At 69.3% G+C, this 16,775-nt stretch carries 18 protein-coding genes; 7 read left to right on the plus strand and 11 right to left on the minus strand.

All coding sequences use genetic code 11. The features are described 5' to 3' along the window. Positions 1-26 precede the first annotated feature (26 nt). On the plus strand, positions 27-659 hold the full coding sequence (locus tag VJT49_RS26465; RefSeq protein WP_324167635.1) for a TetR/AcrR family transcriptional regulator: 633 nt from the start codon (positions 27-29) through the stop codon (positions 657-659). A gap of 117 nt (positions 660-776) precedes the next feature. Further along, positions 777-2,384 carry a succinic semialdehyde dehydrogenase gene (locus VJT49_RS26470; RefSeq protein WP_324167636.1) on the plus strand — a complete coding sequence of 536 codons (1,608 nt, stop codon included), beginning with the start codon at positions 777-779 and terminating at the stop codon, positions 2,382-2,384. 111 nt (positions 2,385-2,495) lie between these two features. On the opposite strand, the gene VJT49_RS26475 is transcribed toward VJT49_RS26470, so the two are convergent. The 8 genes from VJT49_RS26475 to VJT49_RS26510 all read right to left on the minus strand — a co-directional run bounded on the left by VJT49_RS26475 (position 2,496) and on the right by VJT49_RS26510 (position 9,846). Beyond that, positions 2,496-2,678: a DUF397 domain-containing protein gene (locus tag VJT49_RS26475; RefSeq protein WP_324167637.1), complete on the minus strand. Its 183-nt coding sequence runs from the start codon at positions 2,676-2,678 to the stop codon at positions 2,496-2,498. 42 nt (positions 2,679-2,720) lie between these two features. Then, on the minus strand, positions 2,721-3,578 hold the full coding sequence (locus tag VJT49_RS26480; protein WP_324167779.1) for a helix-turn-helix transcriptional regulator: 858 nt from the start codon (positions 3,576-3,578) through the stop codon (positions 2,721-2,723). 153 nt (positions 3,579-3,731) lie between these two features. Further along, positions 3,732-4,643, minus strand: a complete 912-nt coding sequence (gene tesB, locus VJT49_RS26485; RefSeq protein ID WP_324167638.1) for an acyl-CoA thioesterase II — start codon at positions 4,641-4,643, stop codon at positions 3,732-3,734. A gap of 48 nt (positions 4,644-4,691) precedes the next feature. After that, entirely contained in the window at positions 4,692-6,116 is a 1,425-nt protein-coding gene (gene pyk, locus VJT49_RS26490) for a pyruvate kinase (protein ID WP_324167639.1), read from the minus strand. 79 nt (positions 6,117-6,195) lie between these two features. Next, complete coding sequence (locus tag VJT49_RS26495; protein WP_324167640.1) at positions 6,196-6,861, minus strand: DUF2461 domain-containing protein; 666 nt, start codon at positions 6,859-6,861, stop codon at positions 6,196-6,198. Positions 6,862-6,895: 34 nt separating this feature from the next. Continuing rightward, entirely contained in the window at positions 6,896-8,098 is a 1,203-nt protein-coding gene (locus VJT49_RS26500) for a glycoside hydrolase family 18 protein (protein ID WP_324167641.1), read from the minus strand. 278 nt (positions 8,099-8,376) lie between these two features. After that, positions 8,377-8,490, minus strand: a complete 114-nt coding sequence (locus tag VJT49_RS26505; RefSeq protein WP_324167642.1) for a winged helix-turn-helix transcriptional regulator — start codon at positions 8,488-8,490, stop codon at positions 8,377-8,379. A 330-nt stretch (positions 8,491-8,820) separates the two neighbouring features. Beyond that, on the minus strand, positions 8,821-9,846 hold the full coding sequence (locus VJT49_RS26510) for a 6-phosphofructokinase (RefSeq protein ID WP_324167643.1): 1,026 nt from the start codon (positions 9,844-9,846) through the stop codon (positions 8,821-8,823). A 255-nt stretch (positions 9,847-10,101) separates the two neighbouring features. On the opposite strand from VJT49_RS26510, the gene VJT49_RS26515 reads away from it, so the two are divergent. Next, complete coding sequence (locus VJT49_RS26515) at positions 10,102-11,205, plus strand: 3-deoxy-7-phosphoheptulonate synthase (protein WP_324167644.1); 1,104 nt, start codon at positions 10,102-10,104, stop codon at positions 11,203-11,205. On the opposite strand, the gene VJT49_RS26520 is transcribed toward VJT49_RS26515, so the two are convergent. Both VJT49_RS26520 and VJT49_RS26525 read right to left on the minus strand, forming a co-directional pair. Then, positions 11,177-11,665 (minus strand): polyadenylate-specific 3'-exoribonuclease AS, encoded by a 489-nt coding sequence (locus VJT49_RS26520; RefSeq protein ID WP_324167645.1) that lies wholly within the window; start codon positions 11,663-11,665, stop codon positions 11,177-11,179. The two genes, VJT49_RS26515 and VJT49_RS26520, sit on opposite strands and share 29 nt — an antisense overlap. Before the next feature lie 20 nt (positions 11,666-11,685). Then, positions 11,686-12,447, minus strand: coding sequence for a lysophospholipid acyltransferase family protein (locus VJT49_RS26525; RefSeq protein ID WP_324167646.1), 762 nt, complete (start codon positions 12,445-12,447; stop codon positions 11,686-11,688). A 171-nt stretch (positions 12,448-12,618) separates the two neighbouring features. On the opposite strand from VJT49_RS26525, the gene VJT49_RS26530 reads away from it, so the two are divergent. Genes VJT49_RS26530 through VJT49_RS26545 form a run of 4 tightly spaced genes read left to right on the plus strand, consistent with a single transcriptional unit; the run spans position 12,619 to position 16,062 of the window. After that, positions 12,619-13,359 carry an alpha/beta hydrolase gene (locus VJT49_RS26530; protein ID WP_324167647.1) on the plus strand — a complete coding sequence of 247 codons (741 nt, stop codon included), beginning with the start codon at positions 12,619-12,621 and terminating at the stop codon, positions 13,357-13,359. Beyond that, positions 13,356-13,802 carry a hypothetical protein gene (locus VJT49_RS26535; protein WP_324167648.1) on the plus strand — a complete coding sequence of 149 codons (447 nt, stop codon included), beginning with the start codon at positions 13,356-13,358 and terminating at the stop codon, positions 13,800-13,802. Before VJT49_RS26530 ends, VJT49_RS26535 begins: the two co-directional genes overlap by 4 nt. Further along, positions 13,803-14,945 (plus strand): glutamate--cysteine ligase, encoded by a 1,143-nt coding sequence (locus VJT49_RS26540; RefSeq protein ID WP_324167649.1) that lies wholly within the window; start codon positions 13,803-13,805, stop codon positions 14,943-14,945. A gap of 10 nt (positions 14,946-14,955) precedes the next feature. Beyond that, positions 14,956-16,062, plus strand: a complete 1,107-nt coding sequence (locus tag VJT49_RS26545; RefSeq protein ID WP_324167650.1) for a glycerate kinase — start codon at positions 14,956-14,958, stop codon at positions 16,060-16,062. Here VJT49_RS26545 and VJT49_RS26550 read toward each other — a convergent pair. Further along, the gene (locus VJT49_RS26550) at positions 16,057-16,767 is read right to left on the minus strand and encodes an MBL fold metallo-hydrolase (RefSeq protein ID WP_324167651.1); all 711 of its coding nucleotides are present in this window, start codon (positions 16,765-16,767) and stop codon (positions 16,057-16,059) included. The genes VJT49_RS26545 and VJT49_RS26550 overlap by 6 nt on opposite strands. Positions 16,768-16,775: the final 8 nt, after the last annotated feature.

The following is a 16,775-nucleotide window of genomic DNA, read 5'->3' on the forward strand; positions in this document are numbered from 1 at the left end:
CCGCGAGCGAAGGCCGTAAAGAAGAGATGACCCGTGGCCACCGAACGCAGGCGCAGCGCCGCGAGCAGACCAGGACCGCGCTGCTCGACGCGACCATCGAGTGCCTGGTCGAACTCGGCTACGCCCGCACGTCGATGCGGGAGATCTGCAGCCGCGCGGGCGTTTCGAAGGGCGCCGTGCAGCACCATTTCGCCGACAAGGCCGCGTTGATGGCCGCGGCCGTCGAGCACCTGACGACCAGGCGCATGGCGGTGCTGGCCGAGTCGCACGACCAGGCGCCGGACGGGACCGGCACGGTCGCCGCCGCGATCGACCTGCTGTGGAGCGGTTACTCCGGCACCCTCGCGACGGCGGCGACCGAACTGTGGGTGGCCGCCCGCACGGATCCGGCATTGCGCGCCGCGATCCGCCCGGTCGACCGGGCGCTGGGCCGCCTGGCCATGGAACGGACCATCGCCGTCACCGCCGACCTGCCGAAGGACCGTGCGGAGACGCTGTTCTGGCTGACCGTGAACCTCACCCGGGGACTGGCACTCGACGCCGAACTCGGTGGCGCCCCGGCCCGGCGGAAACAGCTCCTCGAAGAATGGAAGCGAATCGCCACCGAGCACGCGAACGGGCCGACCCGGCCCTCACACGAGTCGACCCGTCACCCGTGAGTAGACCGGCCTCGCCCGCTGATGTGACGTTTACTTTCGCAATTGCCACACCGGACACTCCGGTCCCGCCGGTAAGCTGTACTGGTCGGTAACCAAGCCTGTTCGCGGAGGGACAAGATGACCAGCACGACCGAAACCGGCCATTCGGCGGGCAGGCCGACCACCGTCGGCGGCTTCGTCGGCGCCCCGTCCGCCGCCCGTGCCACCCAGCTCGTCAAGCGCGCCGCGGGCGGTGCGGACTCCGCGCCCGCCGAGATCACCGCGCCGTTCACCGGACTGCTCACCGCGACCCTGCCCCAGGCCACCGACGCCGACATCCGTCGCGTGTTCGACGAAGCACGGGCCGCGCAGCCCGCATGGGCCGCGCGGCCGGTGGCCGAACGCCAGCGAGTGCTGGCCCGGCTGCACCGCCTGATCCTCCAGCGGCAGGACGAGATCCTGGACCTGGTCCAGCTCGAGGCGGGTAAGGCCCGGATGGACGCCTTCGACGAGGTCAGCGCCACCGCACTGGTCGCGGGCTACTACGGCAGGCACAGCGCCAGGATCCTCGCCCCGAAGCGGGTGCCCGGGGTGATCCCCTTCCTCACCAAGGCCCGCGAGCTGCGGCACCCCAAGGGCGTGGTCGGCATCATCTCGCCGTGGAACTACCCCCTCGCGCTGACCGCGATGGACGTGCTTCCCGCACTGGTCGCCGGCAACACCGTGGTGCAGAAGCCGGACAACCAGACCGCGCTGTCCGCGCTGTGGCTGCACGAACTGGCCGAAGAGGCCGGGCTCCCGGCCGGGGCCTGGCGAATCGTGCTCGGCCGCGGCTCGGAGATCGGGGACGCGCTCGTCGAAGAGCCGGACTACCTGTGCTTCACCGGGTCCACCCCCACCGGTAAGGGCCTGGCCGAGAAGATCGCGGGCCGGCTGACCGGCTACTCGCTCGAACTGGGCGGTAAGAACCCGATGGTGGTCCTGGCCGACGCCTCGGTCGCCAAGGCCGCGGCCGGGGCGGTCACCGCCTGTTTCTCCTCCGCGGGCCAGCTCTGCGTGTCGGTGGAACGCATCTACGTGCACGAAAACATCCGCGAGGAGTTCACCCGTGCCTTCGTGGCGAAGACCGAAGCGCTCCGGCTGGGCGCCGAACTGGGTTATGGCGCCGACATGGGCTGCCTGACCACGCCCGCCCAGCTCGAAGCGGTCTCGGCCCACGTCGAAGACGCCAGGGCGAAGGGCGCACAGGTGCTGACCGGCGGCCACGCACGACCCGACCTCGGCCCGTTGTTCTACGAGCCCACCGTGCTCACCGGAGTGAACAGCGACATCCGGCTGTTCGACGAGGAGACCTTCGGGCCGGTCGTGTCGATCTACGGCTACCGGGACGTCGAGGAGGCCATCGAGCGGGCCAACGACACCAACTACGGGCTCAACGCCAGCGTGTGGGCGGGCAACGCGGCCGTCGGCTCGGTCGTCGCCACCCGGCTCAAGGCGGGCACGGTGAACGTCAACGAGGGTTACGCGGCCACGTTCGGCACCGTGGGGCTGCCGATGGGCGGCATGAAGGAATCCGGTTTCGGGCGCCGCAACGGCACCGAGGGCCTGCTCAAGTACACCGAAGCCCAGTCCGTGGCGGTGCAGCGCGGACTCCGGTTGCGCCCCGCACGGGGTGTCCCGCCACGACTGTGGACCCGTGCCATGACGGTCGGCATCCGATTCCTCAATCGCCTGCCTCGGCGGTGACGGCCTTGCTCGGCAGGCCGCGGCCGTAGGCGACGGCCACGGCTCCCGTGCGAGCCGGACCCTTACCCGCGCCGATCCCTGTGCGACGCGGGTAAGGGTCCGGGGAACGGCTCAGTCCCGAGCGGCACCGACCGTCGCGAGCAGGCCACGCCAACCCTGGACGGACACGGTCAGCGAGCCCGCGTCCGGGTTCTTGGAGTCACGCACGCCCATCCCGGCGGCGAGCACCGCGACCTCGACACAGTCGTTGCCGCCGCCGCTGAAGCTGCTCTTGCGCCATTTGATGTCAGCCATACTCGCCGCTCCTCGAGTCAAATCACACATTTTCCCGCGGTTTCAATTCTTGGCGGAAAAGCGTTCCGCCGCTTCCGCGATCACCGCCACCGAATCGTCCGGCCTGAGCGCCGCGGCACGCAGATGATCGAACATGAGGGTATAACGCTTGACGTCGGGGGGAAGTTCAAGGAAGAAACCGCCCGAGGTGCTGTCCACGTAGACGACGTCGGGATCGGCCTGCTCCGGGAATCCCATGATGAGGAACGGGCCTTCCATTCCGGGATGGGCGCCCGCCGTGAAGGGCACCACCTGGATCGTCACGTGCGGCAGCCGCGCCGCTTCGAGCAGGCGCCTGGCCTGGTGCGCCATCACCTCGGGCCCGCCGACCACCCGGTGCAGCACGGCCTGGTCGATCACCGCCCAGTACTCGGGCGGGTGCTTTTCGGTGAGCAGCTGCTGGCGGGCGGTGCGGGCGTCGACCCGGCGCCGGATCTCCGACTCGTCTGCGTCCGGGCGCATCGCCCTGATGACCGCACGGGCGTAGGTCTCGGTCTGCAGCAGGCCGGGCACCAGCAGCGCCTGGAACGCGTGCAGCGAACTCGCGTCCGCTTCCAGCCCGACGAACGTCCCGGTGAAGACCTCCTTGTAGGCATGCCACCAGCCCGGTTTACGCGCTTCGCGGGCGAGCTGGACAAGAGCTTCGCGCTCGTCCCCGGCAATGCCGTAGAGCTCGAGCATGTCGCGCGCATCCCGGGGCGTGACGCCGACATGGCCGGTCTCGATCCGGCTGATCTTGGACGCGGAGCATTCCAGCTTCTCGCCGACCTCGTCGATGGTCAACTCCGCCGCCTCCCGCAGCCGGCGCAGTTCGCTCGCGAGTCTCCGGCGGCGAATGGTGGGTCCCTGGCCGCGTTTCATCGCACCCGCCTCCGCATCCCCCCACTTTCCATCCATATGCGCTCATCTAACCAGCCGATCAGGCGTCGAGCGGCCTTTTCGGTTACCCGTTCGGGCAATTTTGCCGCTGGAAACGTGCGAGCGGTGTGGTACGAGGAAGCAGGGCAGGCACTCTTACGGCTGAAGAACGCGCAGCAGACCCTCCTGCACCACGGTCGCGATGAGCCGCCCGTCGGCGGAGAAAAACCGTCCGGTGGCCATTCCGCGCGAACCCGAGGCGCTCGGGGACGCGGTGTCGTAGAGAAACCAATCGTCCGCGCGGAACGGGCGGTGGAACCACAGAGCGTGGTCCAGGCTCGCGCCGACCACCTTGTCGAGGTCCCAGTAGACGCCGTGCCGGGCCAGGGGTGAGTCGAGCAGCGTCATGTCCGAGGCGTAGGTGAGCACGCAGACGTGCAGCAACTCTTCGTCGGGCAACTTGCCGTCCGCCCGCATCCACACGCGGTTGCGGGCGCCGCCCTGCCCGCTGCCGCGGGTCGCCCATGGCGGGTCGTTGACGTAGCGGATGTCGATCGGACGGGGCATGCGCCGGAACGCGCCGAGGTTCGGGAAGTCCCGCGTCCGCTCGGCAATCGTCGGCAAGGTGTCCGGCGCGGGCACCTCGGGCATCTCGTCCGCGTGCTCGATGCCCGCTTCCGAAACCTGGAACGACGCCGACAGCGAGAAGATCGCCTTGCCGTGCTGGATGGCGACCACCCGGCGGGTGGTGAACGAGCGGCCGTCGCGGATCCGGTCCACCTCGTACACGATCGGGATGCTCGGATCACCGCCCCGGATGAAATAGGCGTGCAACGAATGCACCTTGCGCTCGGCGGGGACGGTGCGGCCGGCCGCGACCAGCGCCTGCCCGGCGACCTGGCCCCCGAACACGCGCACCGTGGAGTGCGCCGGGCTCACCCCACGGAAGATGTTCTCCTCGATCCGTTCGAGATCCAGCAACGCGACCAGGCGGTCGAGTACCGCCTGCCCGCCGGCCCCGCCCGCGACGTCCAGCCCGGCCGCGGCATCCTTCGCCAGCTCAGTCATGCCAGCAGGGTACTTACGCGTGCGAGGTGGCGTCTTGCTAAGCGGCCGCTAAGCGTGGTCATCCTCACCAAGCCGGTGCACACGGATCAGGTTGGTCGAGCCGACGGTCCCGGGCGGCGAGCCCGCCACGATCACCACCAGGTCGCCCGGCTGGTAGCGGTCCATCTCCAGCATCGCGTGGTCGACCTGCTGGATCATCTGGTCGGTCGAGGCCACCTCCGGCACGATGTGCGTGGTGGTGCCCCAGGTCATCGACAGCTGGGCGCGCACGCTCTCCTCGGGCGTGAAGGCCAGCAGCGGCAGCCGGGTGTGCAGCCGGGCGAGCCGGCGCACCGTGTCACCGGACTGGGTGAACGCGACGAGGGCCTTGGCGTTGAGGCGCTCGCCGATGTCGCGCGCCGCGTAGGAAATGACGCCGCGCTTGGTCCGGGGCACGTGCGACAGCGGAGGCACGGTCGGCGAGTCGGTCTCGACCGCCTCCACGATCCGGCCCATCGTCCGCACCGTCTCGATCGGGTAGCGGCCGACGCTGGTCTCGCCGGAGAGCATCACCGCGTCCGTGCCGTCGAGCACCGCGTTGGCCACGTCCGAGGTCTCGGCCCGGGTCGGGCGCGAATTGTTGATCATCGAGTCGAGCATCTGGGTGGCAACGATGACCGGCTTGGCGTTCTCCCTGGCGATCTGGATCGCCCGCTTCTGAACCAGGGGAACCTGCTCCAGCGGCAGCTCGACGCCCAGGTCGCCGCGGGCGACCATGACGCCGTCGAAGGCCAGCACGATCGCCTCGAGGTTGTACACCGCCTCCGGCTTCTCGAGCTTGGCGATCACCGGCACCCTGCCCTTGCCGGCCCGGTCCATCACCTGGTGCACCTGGTCGATGTCGGCGGGCGAGCGCACGAAGGACAGCGCGACGAAGTCCACCCCGAGCTCGAGCGCGAACTCCAGGTCCTCGATGTCCTTGTCGGACATGGCGGGCACGGAGACGTCCATGCCGGGCAGCGAGACGCCCTTGTTGTTGCTGACCGGGCCGCCCTCGATGACCTCGCAGACCACGTCGGGGCCGTCGACACCCTTGACGACCAGGCCGACCTTGCCGTCGTCGACGAGCAGCCGGTCACCGGGCTTGGCGTCGCGGGCCAGCCCCTTGTAGGTGGTGGAGACGCGGTCATGGGTGCCGGCGACGACCTCGACGGTGATGCGCACGATGTCCCCGGTGCGCCACTCGACCGGACCGCCCGCGAAGGTGCCGAGCCGGATCTTCGGGCCCTGGAGGTCGGCCATGATGCCGACCGCACGGCCGGTCTCCGCCGCCGCGGTGCGCACCAGGTCGTAAACCTGCTTGTGGTCACCGTGGCTGCCATGGCTGAAGTTCATCCTCGCGACGTCCATACCGGCGTCGACGAGGCCACGGATCTTGTCCGCCGTGGCGGTGGCGGGACCAAGGGTACAAACGATCTTCGCTCGTCGGCTCACGCTTGTATAGCGTAGTCCCTCGATCCGCGCACGTCTTGACCGATCTCTAGATCGAGTCAGTATTCACCGTGAATTCAGCTCAACGGGCAGCTTTCTCGCTCACCCCTACGTGGTCACGGGCCCACTCGTTGAAGTCGCGCACCTGCCGCCATGCCTTCCGCACCCGATCGAGGCACGCCCGGTCGTGCAGCGTGTCGTCCGGCTTCCAGACATGGACCGCGTACAGCGAGCGATGTCTGAGCAGTTCCAGGCGCGGGTGATCTTCGGGGTAACCGCGGGGCCTGGTGCGCAGGGCGTCACCGGTGATGGTCCAGCCCGAGCGGCGGAGCTTCGCCACGATCCTCTCCAGCGCGGCTCCATGGACCTCGGTGTCGACCGCCTGCCGGAACCGCGCCAACTGGTCGGGCTGCAGGTGGAAGCAGCCACCGCCGACCCGGAGGCCGGCGGTGGACACTTCGACGTAGTACGCGCCCGCGCCACGACCCTGCTCGATGACACCACCGCAATGCGTCTTGTAGAGGCTCTTGTCCTTCGCGAACCGGACATCCCGGTAAGGCCGGAACACCTTCGATTCGCCGAATTCACCACCGAATTCCGGTTCCAGCTCGGCGAGCAACGCCTCCATCGGCACTCGCACGTCCTCACGGTAGATCTTCAGGTGATCTTCCCAATAGGCCTTCGTGTTGTCCGCGACCAAGCCGTCGTAGAACTCGACGGCGTGCTCTCCGAACCCTGAGAACGTCACGGAGAGCACGATAGTCGCGTCGTGTTTGCCCAGGTTACGAGGTCAGTGCCCGGATCAGCTCGCCACCGGCGGTGTCCTTGGACAGCTCCCAGAAGAAGTCCCCGCCCAAGCCCCGCTTCCTGGTGTACTCGACTTTGCCCTTGATCGTGCCCGGGGTGTCGTAGCTCCACCATTCGTTGCCGCATTTCGCGTACGCGGTGCCCGCGACCGTGCCGGTGGCCGGGCACTTCGTCTTGAGCACGTTGTAGTCCTCGACACCCGCCTCGTACTTGCCCGGGGCGGCGCCGGTCGCGCTGCCACCCGGGGCGGACTGGCTGACGCCCGTCCAGCCGCGACCGTAGAAACCTATGCCCAGCAACAGTTTGCCTGCCGGCACACCCTTGGACCTGAGCTTCTGGATCGCGGCGTCCGAGTAGAACCCGGCCGTCGGGATGCCGCCGTAGGAGGTCAACGGGGAGTGCGGCGCGGTGGGCCCGGTGGCCGCCCATGCGCCGAAGTAGTCGTAGGTCATCACGTTGAACCAGTCGGCGTACCGCACGGCGCCGGCGTAGTCGGCCGCGTCGAGCTTGCCACCCGAGGTGCCGTCACCGGAGATCGCCGCGCTGATCAGCTTGTTGCCGAACTTCGCCCGCAGCGCGGCCAGCAGGTTCTTCAACGCCGCGGCGCCGCTGGAGTCGCAGGTGATCCCGCAGGCGTTCGGGTACTCCCAGTCGATGTCGATACCGTCGAACAGCCCGGCCCAGCGCGGATCGTTGAGCAACTGGTAGCACGAGTTGGCGAAGGCGGTGGGGTTCCGCGCGGCCTGGCTGAATCCGCTCGACCAGGTCCAGCCGCCGAAGGAGTAGAGCACCTTGAGGTTGGGATGCAGCTTCTTCAACCGCTTGAGCTGCCCGAAGTTCCCGCGCAGCGCGCCGGCGTCCCAGGTGTCGGCCACACCGTCGACACTGCCGGCGGCGTCGTAGAACTTGTCGTAGGCGGCGTAGCTGTCGCCGATCGCGCACTGGCCGTTGGTCACGTTGCCGAAGGCGTAGTCGACGTGGGTGAGTCTTTCCGCGGAGCCACTCGTCTCGATGTTCTTGACGTGGTAGTTCCGGTCGTACACACCCCATTCGGCGAAGTACCCGAGCACCTTGCCCGCCGGCGCGGAGGTGGCGGGCGGTGCCGCGACGGCGGTCGTGAGCACCGCCACGAAGAGACTCGTGACGGCGAACAGGAGCTTTTTCCCTGGCCTGACCATGCTTCCTCCTTGGCTCGAGGCAGGAGAAACCAGCATAATTGGACTAGACCACAACAGAAGGTTCAGACCAGGTTTTTTCGAGAAACGCGGATCCCCTCGCCCTACGGCGCGGTGGCGAACTCGATCCCCTCGGCCTTCGCGCGGCGCTCACCCCACTCGTGGAGTAGCTGGAGCGCGGGTCCGAGAGCGAGACCGTCGGGGTGAGCCGGTACTCGACCCCGAAGTGGCTTCTCGTCGAACGACCGCCGCGCCAGGCCCTCGGACTCCAGCTCGCGCAGCTACTGGGTCACCATCTTCTCGCTGATCCCGGGCATCCGGCGACGGAGCTCGCCATAGCGGTGCACGCCCTCCTTCAGCTGCGACAGCATCACCGGCTTCCACTTCCCGCCCATCAGCCGCGCAGTAGTACCGCCGTGTCACCGTCACTACTCCGTCAAGCAAGGACAGCAAAACACCGGCCACGCACCGGAAAGTGCGTACCTGCCAGCCCGCGCCCGGGGCGTGTTGTGGCGTGCTGCTGATGGACGCCGACGACGAAGTCGGGCTGCCCACCGATCCGGAGTTCCGCGCAGCCTTCGCGGGCTACCTCGAATGGGGCAGCAGGCTCGCCGTGTTCTTCTCCCGTCCCGGTGCGAAGACCGACGTCGACGAGCCGATGCCGCGAACCGGGGAGCCGCGCCGCCGTGGCAGCCCGGCTCCCCCACCACCGAGACTGTCCGGACTCAGCCGAAGAAGACTTCGGCCTCCTCGTAGCGGCTCCGGGGCACGGTCTTCAGCTCGGCAGTGGCCTCGGCCAGCTTCACCCGCACGATGTCGGTGCCACGCAGCGCCACCATCGTGCCGAAGTCGCCGTCCTTCACCGCGTCCACGGCGTGCAGGCCGAACCGGGTGGCGAGCACCCGGTCGTAGGCGGTCGGGGTGCCGCCACGCTGGACGTGGCCGAGCACCACGGCCCGCGACTCCTTGCCCGTGCGCTGGGCGATCTCCTCGGCCAGCCAGGTGCCGATGCCGCCGAGCCGGACGTGCCCGAACGCATCCTTCTCCCCGCTGTGCAGGATTTCCGAGCCGCCCTCGGGCAGCGCGCCCTCGGCGACCACGATGATCGGCGCGTACATCCGCTCGAACCGGCGCTCGACCCATTCGACGACCCTCCCCACGGAGAACGGCCTCTCCGGCACCAGGATCACGTTCGCCCCACCCGCGAGGCCCGAGTGCAGCGCGATCCACCCGGCGTGCCGCCCCATCACCTCGACCACGATGGCCCGGTAGTGCGACTCCGCCGTGGTGCGGAGCCGGTCGATCGCCTCGGTGGCGATGTGCACCGCGGTGTCGAAACCGAAGGTGTAGTCGGTGGCGGCCAGGTCGTTGTCGATGGTCTTGGGCACACCGACGACGCCGACGCCGTCGTCGGTCAGCCTCTTGGCCACGCCCAGGGTGTCCTCGCCGCCGATCGCGATCAGCGCGTCGATGTTCTGCTCGGCCAGGGTCGCCTTGATCTTGTCGACCCCGCCGTCCTCCTTGTACGGGTTGGTGCGGGACGAGCCGAGGATGGTCCCGCCACGGGTGAGAATCTCCTCGACGTCGCCGAGCCCGAGCGACCTGCTGTCGCCGATCATGGGCCCACGCCAGCCGCTGCGGAACCCGACGATCTCCCAGCCGTGGCCCTCGATACCCTTGCGGACCACCGCGCGGATCACCGCGTTCAACCCGGGGCAGTCGCCGCCACCGGTCAGCACCCCGACTCGCATCGGATCAGTCCTTCCCAAGTTGTCCTAAATCACATCTGTCAAACGTCAGCCTAACCGGGCTCGTCCTTGATCGGTAAAGGGACCGGCATGGTAGGGTGACGGACATGTTGCGGCGCTATTTCCGGTTCAGCGGGCCGGCCCTGGGTGGGCCAGCCGGCGAGGCCGCCGCGCACTGAGTTCCCCACCCACCAGCCGGATATCCAGACCGGCTCGGTGCTTCCCCGGCGGGCCGGTCGCGAAAGGACCAGGACCGTCATGCAGCTCCCCGAAAGCCCCACCGAGTCCCTGGACAACCAGCGGACGGTGGGCATCAGCCCGCTGATCTCGCCCGCGCTGCTCCGCCAGGAGCACCCGATGGAGATCGCCGTCGCGAAGATCGTCACCCAGGGGCGCGCCGAAACCGTCGACATCCTGAACGGCACCGACGACCGGCTGATCGTCGTCGTCGGCCCGTGCTCGGTGCACGACCCCGAAGCCGCCTTGGACTACGCGCGCCGGCTGGCCGAGCACGCCGAGGCGGTCCGCGACCGTCTGCACGTGATCATGCGCGTGTACTTCGAGAAGCCCCGGACCACGCTGGGCTGGAAGGGCCTGATCAACGACCCCGGTCTGGACGGCGGCTACACGGTCAACCAGGGCCTGCGGATCGCGCGGCGGCTGCTGCTCGACATCTCCGCGCTCGGCCTGCCGGTGGGTTGCGAGTTCCTCGACCCGATCACCCCGCAGTTCATCGCGGACACGGTCGGCTGGGGCTCGATCGGCGCGCGCACCGCGGCGAGCCAGGTGCACCGGCAGCTGTGCAGCGCGCTGTCCATGCCGGTCGGGATCAAGAACTCCACCGAGGGTGACGTGCAGGTCGCCGTCGACGCGACCAGGGCCGCCGCGGCGAGCCACGTGTTCGCCGGCATCAACGCCGACGGCCTCGCCGCGCTGATCACCACCTCCGGGAACCCCGACTGTCATGTGATCCTCCGCGGCGGTTCGGGCGGCCCGAACTACGACGCGGCGACCGTGCGGGACACCGTGGACCGGCTGGCCGCGGCGGGCCTGCCGCAGCGGGTGATCATCGACGCGAGCCACGGCAACAGCGGCAAGGACCACCAGCGGCAGGCCGTGGTGGCCGGCGAGATCGCCGAACGCGTCGCGGGCGGTGAGCGCGGGATCGTCGGTGTCATGCTGGAAAGTTTCCTGGCCGCCGGCCGTCAGGACCTCGTGCTCGGCCGCGCCGGCGAGCTGGCCTACGGCCAGAGCATCACCGACGCCTGCATGGACTGGCCGACCACCGCCGGTCTCCTGGACGACCTGGCCGCCGCCGTCGTGTCCCGCCGCGCTAGCGGCGGAGACGGTGGGCTTCTATAGCGCGCCAGCGGTCGAGGTTGTGGCGGGCGTCGGCGAGCGCGTCGTGGGCATCGGTGGGGGGCGCCGGCAGCTTCGGCTTGCCGACGTCCTCCCAGCGTTGCCGCAGGTCGCGGGTGAACCTCGGAAGCTGGCGCGGCAGATCGGGCATCGGGCCCCACAGCTGCGCCAGCGCCACGTGGTCGTAGGCGGCGTACCAGGCCCACAGCTCGATGCCACCGTGCGGCTTGCCGAAGAACGCGAGCAGGCCATCGCGGATCTTTTCGCGGCTGCGCCAGGCCGGGTCGGCCGGCGAAGGCAGCTTGGGCAAAACGTTCTCGCGCACCCACGGGCCGGCCTTGGCCGGGTCGAAGTCCGTGGAGACCGCGTAGAACTCGCGGCCACGTTCATCCACGACACCGATCGAGACCAGATCGATCGTCACGCCGTCCTCGATGAACTCGGTGTCGTAGAAAAACCGCACCGACGCACCTTAGTAAGCGGTTACCCCGCCTTCGTCTCCGGTACCCGGTCGGCCTCCAACGCGGTCGCCTGCGTGGGCACCTCGGGGCGCATGCCCGCGGCCTCGGCCGTCGCCAGTTCCTTCGCCCGGGCCGCGTAGATGTCCACGTACTCCTGGCCGGACAACTCCATCAGCACGTACATGATCTCGTCGGTGATGGAGCGTTCGACGAACCTGTCCCCGGAAAGGCCCTCGTAGCGCGAGAAGTCGAGTGGGGCGCCGAACTTGATTTCCAGGCGCCGCGGCCGCCACAGCTTCGACCCGATCGGGTTCACCTGGTCCGTGCCGATCATCGCGACCGGGATCACCGGTACCCCGGCCTCCAGCGCGATCCGCGCGACGCCGGTCTTTCCCTTGTAGAGCCTGCCGTCCGGGGACCGGGTGCCCTCCGGGTAGATGCCCAGCAGATGCCCTTCGCGCAGCAGCCGGATCGCGGTGTCCAGCGCCGCCTGGGCCGCGGAACCGCCCGACCGGTCGATCGGGATCTGGCCGGCGGCGGTGAAGAACCACTTCTTCAGCAGGCCCTTGAAACCCTTCTCGGTGAAGTACTCCTGCTTCGCCGGGAAGGTCACGCGACGCTTGACCCGCAGCGGCATGAAGAAGGAGTCGGCCACCGCGAGGTGGTTGCTCGCCAGGATCGCGCCGCCGTGGGCCGGGATGTTCTCCGCCCCAGTGACCTTGGTCGGCCAGAGCGATCTGAGCAGCGGCCCGAGCAGTACGTACTTCAACAACCGATACAGCACCGCTTGACGCCCTCCTACCTGCCCGAACCCGCCTGTGGAACAAGCGTACGAAGCGTCACGACCTCCGCACAACCTTCTTGGACGGGATCACACGCACGGCGGGGGATCCCAAGGAAGCCCCGGGCGTGGGACGATAGTGGCCCGTCCGGACGAGGGAAGGACGCCACGATCATGCTCGCCGGAGCCGAACCGTTCTCCCACACCGGGTCGGGCGAGGTCGGAGTGCTGCTGTGCCACGGCTTCACCGGGACCCCGCAGAGCATGCGGCCGTGGGCGGAGTACCTGGCCGCGCGGGAGTTCAGCGTACGCTGCCCCCTGCTGCCCGGACACGGCACGACCTGGCAGGAGATGAACCGGACCCGCTGGACGGACTGGTACGGCGCGGTGCGCGATGAGTTCGGCTCGTTGCGGGCAAGCCACTCGTCGGTCTTCGTGTTCGGCCAGTCCATGGGTGGCACGCTCGCGCTGCGGCTGGCCGAGGAGTTCGGGGAGCAGGTCGCCGGGCTGGTGCTGGTCAACCCATCGGTGACGACGTTGCGCTGGGACGCCAAGCTGCTGCCCGTGCTCTCCCGGGTGCTGCCGTCGGTGCCCGGCGTCGGCGGCGACATCGCCAAGCCGGGAGTGACCGAACTGGCCTACGACCGGACGCCGGTCCGGGCGGCGGCGAGCCTGGCCCAGCTCTGGCGCCTGGTCCGGGCCGACCTGGCGAAGGTCACCCAGCCGCTGCTCCTGCTGCGCTCGGCCGTCGACCACGTGGTGGAGCCGGTGAACGCGCGCATCATCCTCGACGGGGTCCGCAGTGAACGGGCCACCGAAGTCCGCTTGGAAAACAGCTTCCACGTCGCGACACTGGACAGCGACGCCCAGCTGATTTTCGAACGCAGTGTCGACTTCGTGCGGGAGGCCAGATGAGTGCGCGCGACACGGACCCGGAAGACGTCGACGCGACGTTCGCGGCGATCGTCGCCGACCTGCGAGCCGAGGGCGTCGGGCAACTGGACGAGGACACGCCCGGGGAACCGGTGACCGGCAAGGCCGCCGAGCCGGAGGCGAGCTGGCGCACCGGCGGCACCGGCTGGGACGCCACGATGCTCGGCGACGACCCCGGGCCGGACACCGACGACGACCACTACGTGCCGCCGGAGCCACCGCCGCTGCCCCGGCCCGGCAAGGGCGCGATCGTGGTGGCGCTGTTCTTCCTGGTGGGCCTGTTCATGCTGCTCGCGCCCGCCCTGATCGGGGTCAGCGCCACCGTGGGCACACCGCTGGGGATCCTGTCACTGGCCACAGCGATCGCGCTGTTGCTGCTCCGGGTCAAGCAGGGACCGCACGACGGAGACGGCGCGCAGGTCTGAATGCACATCGAGTTCCACCCCTCCCAACGCTCGACCATCGGTGCCGAATGGGAAATCGCGCTGGTCGACCGCCGAAGCGGCGAACTGACGTCGGTGGCCCAGCGGATCCTCGACACGGTCCGGCCCGAAGGTCACGACGAACATCCCAAGATCAAGCAGGAGCTGCTGCTCAACACCGTGGAGATCATCACCGGCGTGTGCCACACGGTCGCGGAGGCGGCCGCGGACCTGTCGGAGTCCCTGGAGGCCGTCCGGTCGGTCACCGATCCGCTCGGCGTCGAGCTGTTCTGCGCGGGCACGCACCCGTTCTCCCCGTGGTATCAGCAAAAGGTCACCGACAAGGCCCGCTACGCCAAGCTGATCGAGCGGACCCAGTGGTGGGGCCGCCAGATGCTGATCTACGGGGTCCATGTGCACGTCGGGGTCGACGACCGGGACAAGGTGCTGCCGATCCTCGACGCGCTGCTCAACTACTACCCGCACCTGCAGGCGCTGTCCGCGTCGTCGCCGTACTGGGGTGGTGAGGACACCGGTTACGCCTCCAACCGGGCGCTGATGTTCCAGCAGTTGCCGACGGCCGGGCTGCCGTTCCAGTTTCACAAGTGGCCCGAGCTGGAAAGCTACGTCGAGGACATGTTCCGCACCGGGGTGATCGATCACTTTTCCGAGATCCGCTGGGACATCCGGCCCTCGCCGCTGCTGGGCACGGTCGAGATGCGCGTCTGCGACGGGCTGCCGACGCTGGAGGAGGTGTCCGCGATCGCGGCGCTGACCCAGTGCCTGGTGGACGACTTCAGTGAACGGCTCGACGCCGGTGAGCATCTGCCGTCGCTGCCGCCCTGGCATGTGCAGGAGAACAAGTGGCGGGCCGCCCGCTACGGCCTGGAGGCGATCGTCATCCTGAACGCGGCCGGGGACGAACGCCTGGTGACCGAGGACCTGACCGACCTGCTGGACCGGCTCGAGCCGGTCGCGCGCCGGCTCGGCTGCGCCGGGGAACTGCGCGGTGTCGAGACGATCTTGAAGTACGGGGCCAGCTACCAGCGGCAGCGGGCGGTGGCCCAGGAGTACAACGGCAGCCTCAAGGCCGTGGTCGCGTCACTGATCGCCGAGATGCGGAACGGGATCGACAAGGACACGTAGGGTGCCAGCCATGCCTCGAGTGGTGATCGCGCCGGACAAGTTCAAGGGGTCCCTGCCCGCCGATGAGGTCGCGGAGGCCATCGCGGCCGGGCTCCGGCGGGTGGCGCCCGCGATTGAGGTGCTCGAATGCCCGATCGCCGACGGCGGGGACGGGACGGTCGCCGCCGCGGTGGCGGCCGGTTTCGCGCATGTTCCGGCGGTCGCGACCGGGCCGACCGGGGAGCGCGTGGAGACCGGGTATGCCCGGCGGGGCGACACCGCCGTCGTAGAGCTGGCGGCGGTGTCCGGGCTGAGCCGGCTGCCCGCCGGGAAGCTCGCGCCACTGACCGCGAGCACGCTCGGCGTCGGCGAGCTGATCGGCAAGGCGTTGGACGACGGGTGCTCGCACGTCGTGCTGGGGCTCGGCGGGAGCGCCAGCACCGACGGCGGCGCCGGGCTGGTGCGGGGCCTGGGAGCGCGACTACTGGACGCTGAGGGAAACGAGCTGCCACCCGGTGGCGCCGCGCTGCTGGACCTGCGGCGGCTGGACGTGACCGGCCTCCGCAAGGCCGACACGGTCGTGGCCAGCGACGTGGACAACCCGTTGCTGGGCGAGCACGGCGCGGCCGCGGTCTACGGTCCGCAGAAGGGCGCGACGGCCGCGGACGTCGAGTTGCTCGACCACGCGCTGCGCCATTTCGCCGACGTGGTGCGGGCGGAGCTCGGGGTGGATCTGGCCGGCGCACCGGGCGCGGGAGCCGCCGGCGGTGCGGGCTTCGCGGCACTGGCGATCCTGGGCGCGACCTTCCGGCCCGGCATCGACGTGGTGCTGGAGCTGACCGGGTTCGAGGACAAGCTGGCCGGGGCGGATCTGGTGATCACCGGGGAAGGCTCGTTCGACGAGCAGACCCTGCGCGGCAAGGGACCGGCCGGGATAGCCTCGGCGGCGAAGGCGCGCGGGATTCCCGTCGTGGCAGTCGCCGGACGCGTCACGCTGTCTCAGGAAGTCCTTACGCACCAAGGCTTTTCGGCCGCCTACGCGCTGACGGACATCGAACCGGACCTGTCACGGTGCCTGGCCCGCCCTGCTGAGCTGCTCGAACAGCTGGCCGCGAAGGTCGCCTCCGAACACCTATGAGGCGAACATCGTCTTCCACTCCTCCAGCGAGCGGGGGCGGTAGACGAAGTTGTTCTGCTTGACCGAGGAAAGCGCGGCCGAAGGGGCGGCCGAGTACTGGTGCCCCGGGTAGACCACGGGATCGCCGGGCAAGTCGGCGAGCCACCGCAGGCTCCGGTACATGGCCTCGGCGTCGCCGCCGGGGAAGTCGGTCCGGCCACAGCCCTCCAGGAACAGCGTGTCGCCCGCGACGAGCCGCCCGTCGACGAGGAAGCACTGGCTGCCCGGCGTGTGGCCGGGCGTGTGCAGCAGCCGGATCTCGATCGCCCCCACGTTCACCACATCGTCATGGTCGTGCTCGGTGAGGTCGGTCGCGGACAGCCCGGTGACCCGCTGAACCCAGTCGCTCTCCTCGCGGTTCACGTGCACCGGCACCGGTTCGCGGGCCAGCAGCTCGGCGAGGCCGGCAAGGCTGAATCCCATCATCTCGCCACCGACGTGGTCGGGATGGTGGTGCGTGGCGAGCACCCCGGCCAGCCGCATGTCGTCGGCGGCCAGGGCGTCCAGCAGATCGCCGACCGCGTAGGCCGGATCGACCACCACCGCGGCCCGGGTCTCCCGGTCCCCGATCAGGTAGGCGAAGTTCACCATCTGGCTGGCGACCGGGTCGCCGACCGCGTAGTCGCGGCCGGACAGCAACTGGCGGAAGTACAGGCGGTCGGACATACGCCGAG

The sequence above is a fragment of the Amycolatopsis sp. genome, assembly GCF_035276945.1.
In the GTDB taxonomy this organism is placed as follows: Bacteria; Actinomycetota; Actinomycetes; order Mycobacteriales; family Pseudonocardiaceae; genus Amycolatopsis_E.

What these genes read in the sequence shown, in the direction of transcription:
- VJT49_RS26470 (WP_324167636.1), top strand. Translation starts at nt 777, where the DNA reads ATGACCAGCACGACCGAAACCGGCCATTCGGCGGGCAGGCCGACCACC.
- VJT49_RS26530 (WP_324167647.1), top strand. Translation starts at nt 12,619, where the DNA reads ATGCTCGCCGGAGCCGAACCGTTCTCCCACACCGGGTCGGGCGAGGTC.
- VJT49_RS26540 (WP_324167649.1), top strand. Translation starts at nt 13,803, where the DNA reads ATGCACATCGAGTTCCACCCCTCCCAACGCTCGACCATCGGTGCCGAA.
- VJT49_RS26545 (WP_324167650.1), top strand. Translation starts at nt 14,956, where the DNA reads ATGCCTCGAGTGGTGATCGCGCCGGACAAGTTCAAGGGGTCCCTGCCC.
- VJT49_RS26510 (WP_324167643.1), bottom strand. Translation starts at nt 9,846, where the DNA reads ATGCGAGTCGGGGTGCTGACCGGTGGCGGCGACTGCCCCGGGTTGAAC.
- VJT49_RS26535 (WP_324167648.1), top strand. Translation starts at nt 13,356, where the DNA reads ATGAGTGCGCGCGACACGGACCCGGAAGACGTCGACGCGACGTTCGCG.
- VJT49_RS26480 (WP_324167779.1), bottom strand. Translation starts at nt 3,578, where the DNA reads ATGAAACGCGGCCAGGGACCCACCATTCGCCGCCGGAGACTCGCGAGC.
- VJT49_RS26515 (WP_324167644.1), top strand. Translation starts at nt 10,102, where the DNA reads ATGCAGCTCCCCGAAAGCCCCACCGAGTCCCTGGACAACCAGCGGACG.
- VJT49_RS26475 (WP_324167637.1), bottom strand. Translation starts at nt 2,678, where the DNA reads ATGGCTGACATCAAATGGCGCAAGAGCAGCTTCAGCGGCGGCGGCAAC.
- tesB (WP_324167638.1), bottom strand. Translation starts at nt 4,643, where the DNA reads ATGACTGAGCTGGCGAAGGATGCCGCGGCCGGGCTGGACGTCGCGGGC.
- VJT49_RS26465 (WP_324167635.1), top strand. Translation starts at nt 27, where the DNA reads ATGACCCGTGGCCACCGAACGCAGGCGCAGCGCCGCGAGCAGACCAGG.
- VJT49_RS26500 (WP_324167641.1), bottom strand. Translation starts at nt 8,098, where the DNA reads ATGGTCAGGCCAGGGAAAAAGCTCCTGTTCGCCGTCACGAGTCTCTTC.
- VJT49_RS26550 (WP_324167651.1), bottom strand. Translation starts at nt 16,767, where the DNA reads ATGTCCGACCGCCTGTACTTCCGCCAGTTGCTGTCCGGCCGCGACTAC.
- VJT49_RS26505 (WP_324167642.1), bottom strand. Translation starts at nt 8,490, where the DNA reads ATGGGCGGGAAGTGGAAGCCGGTGATGCTGTCGCAGCTGAAGGAGGGC.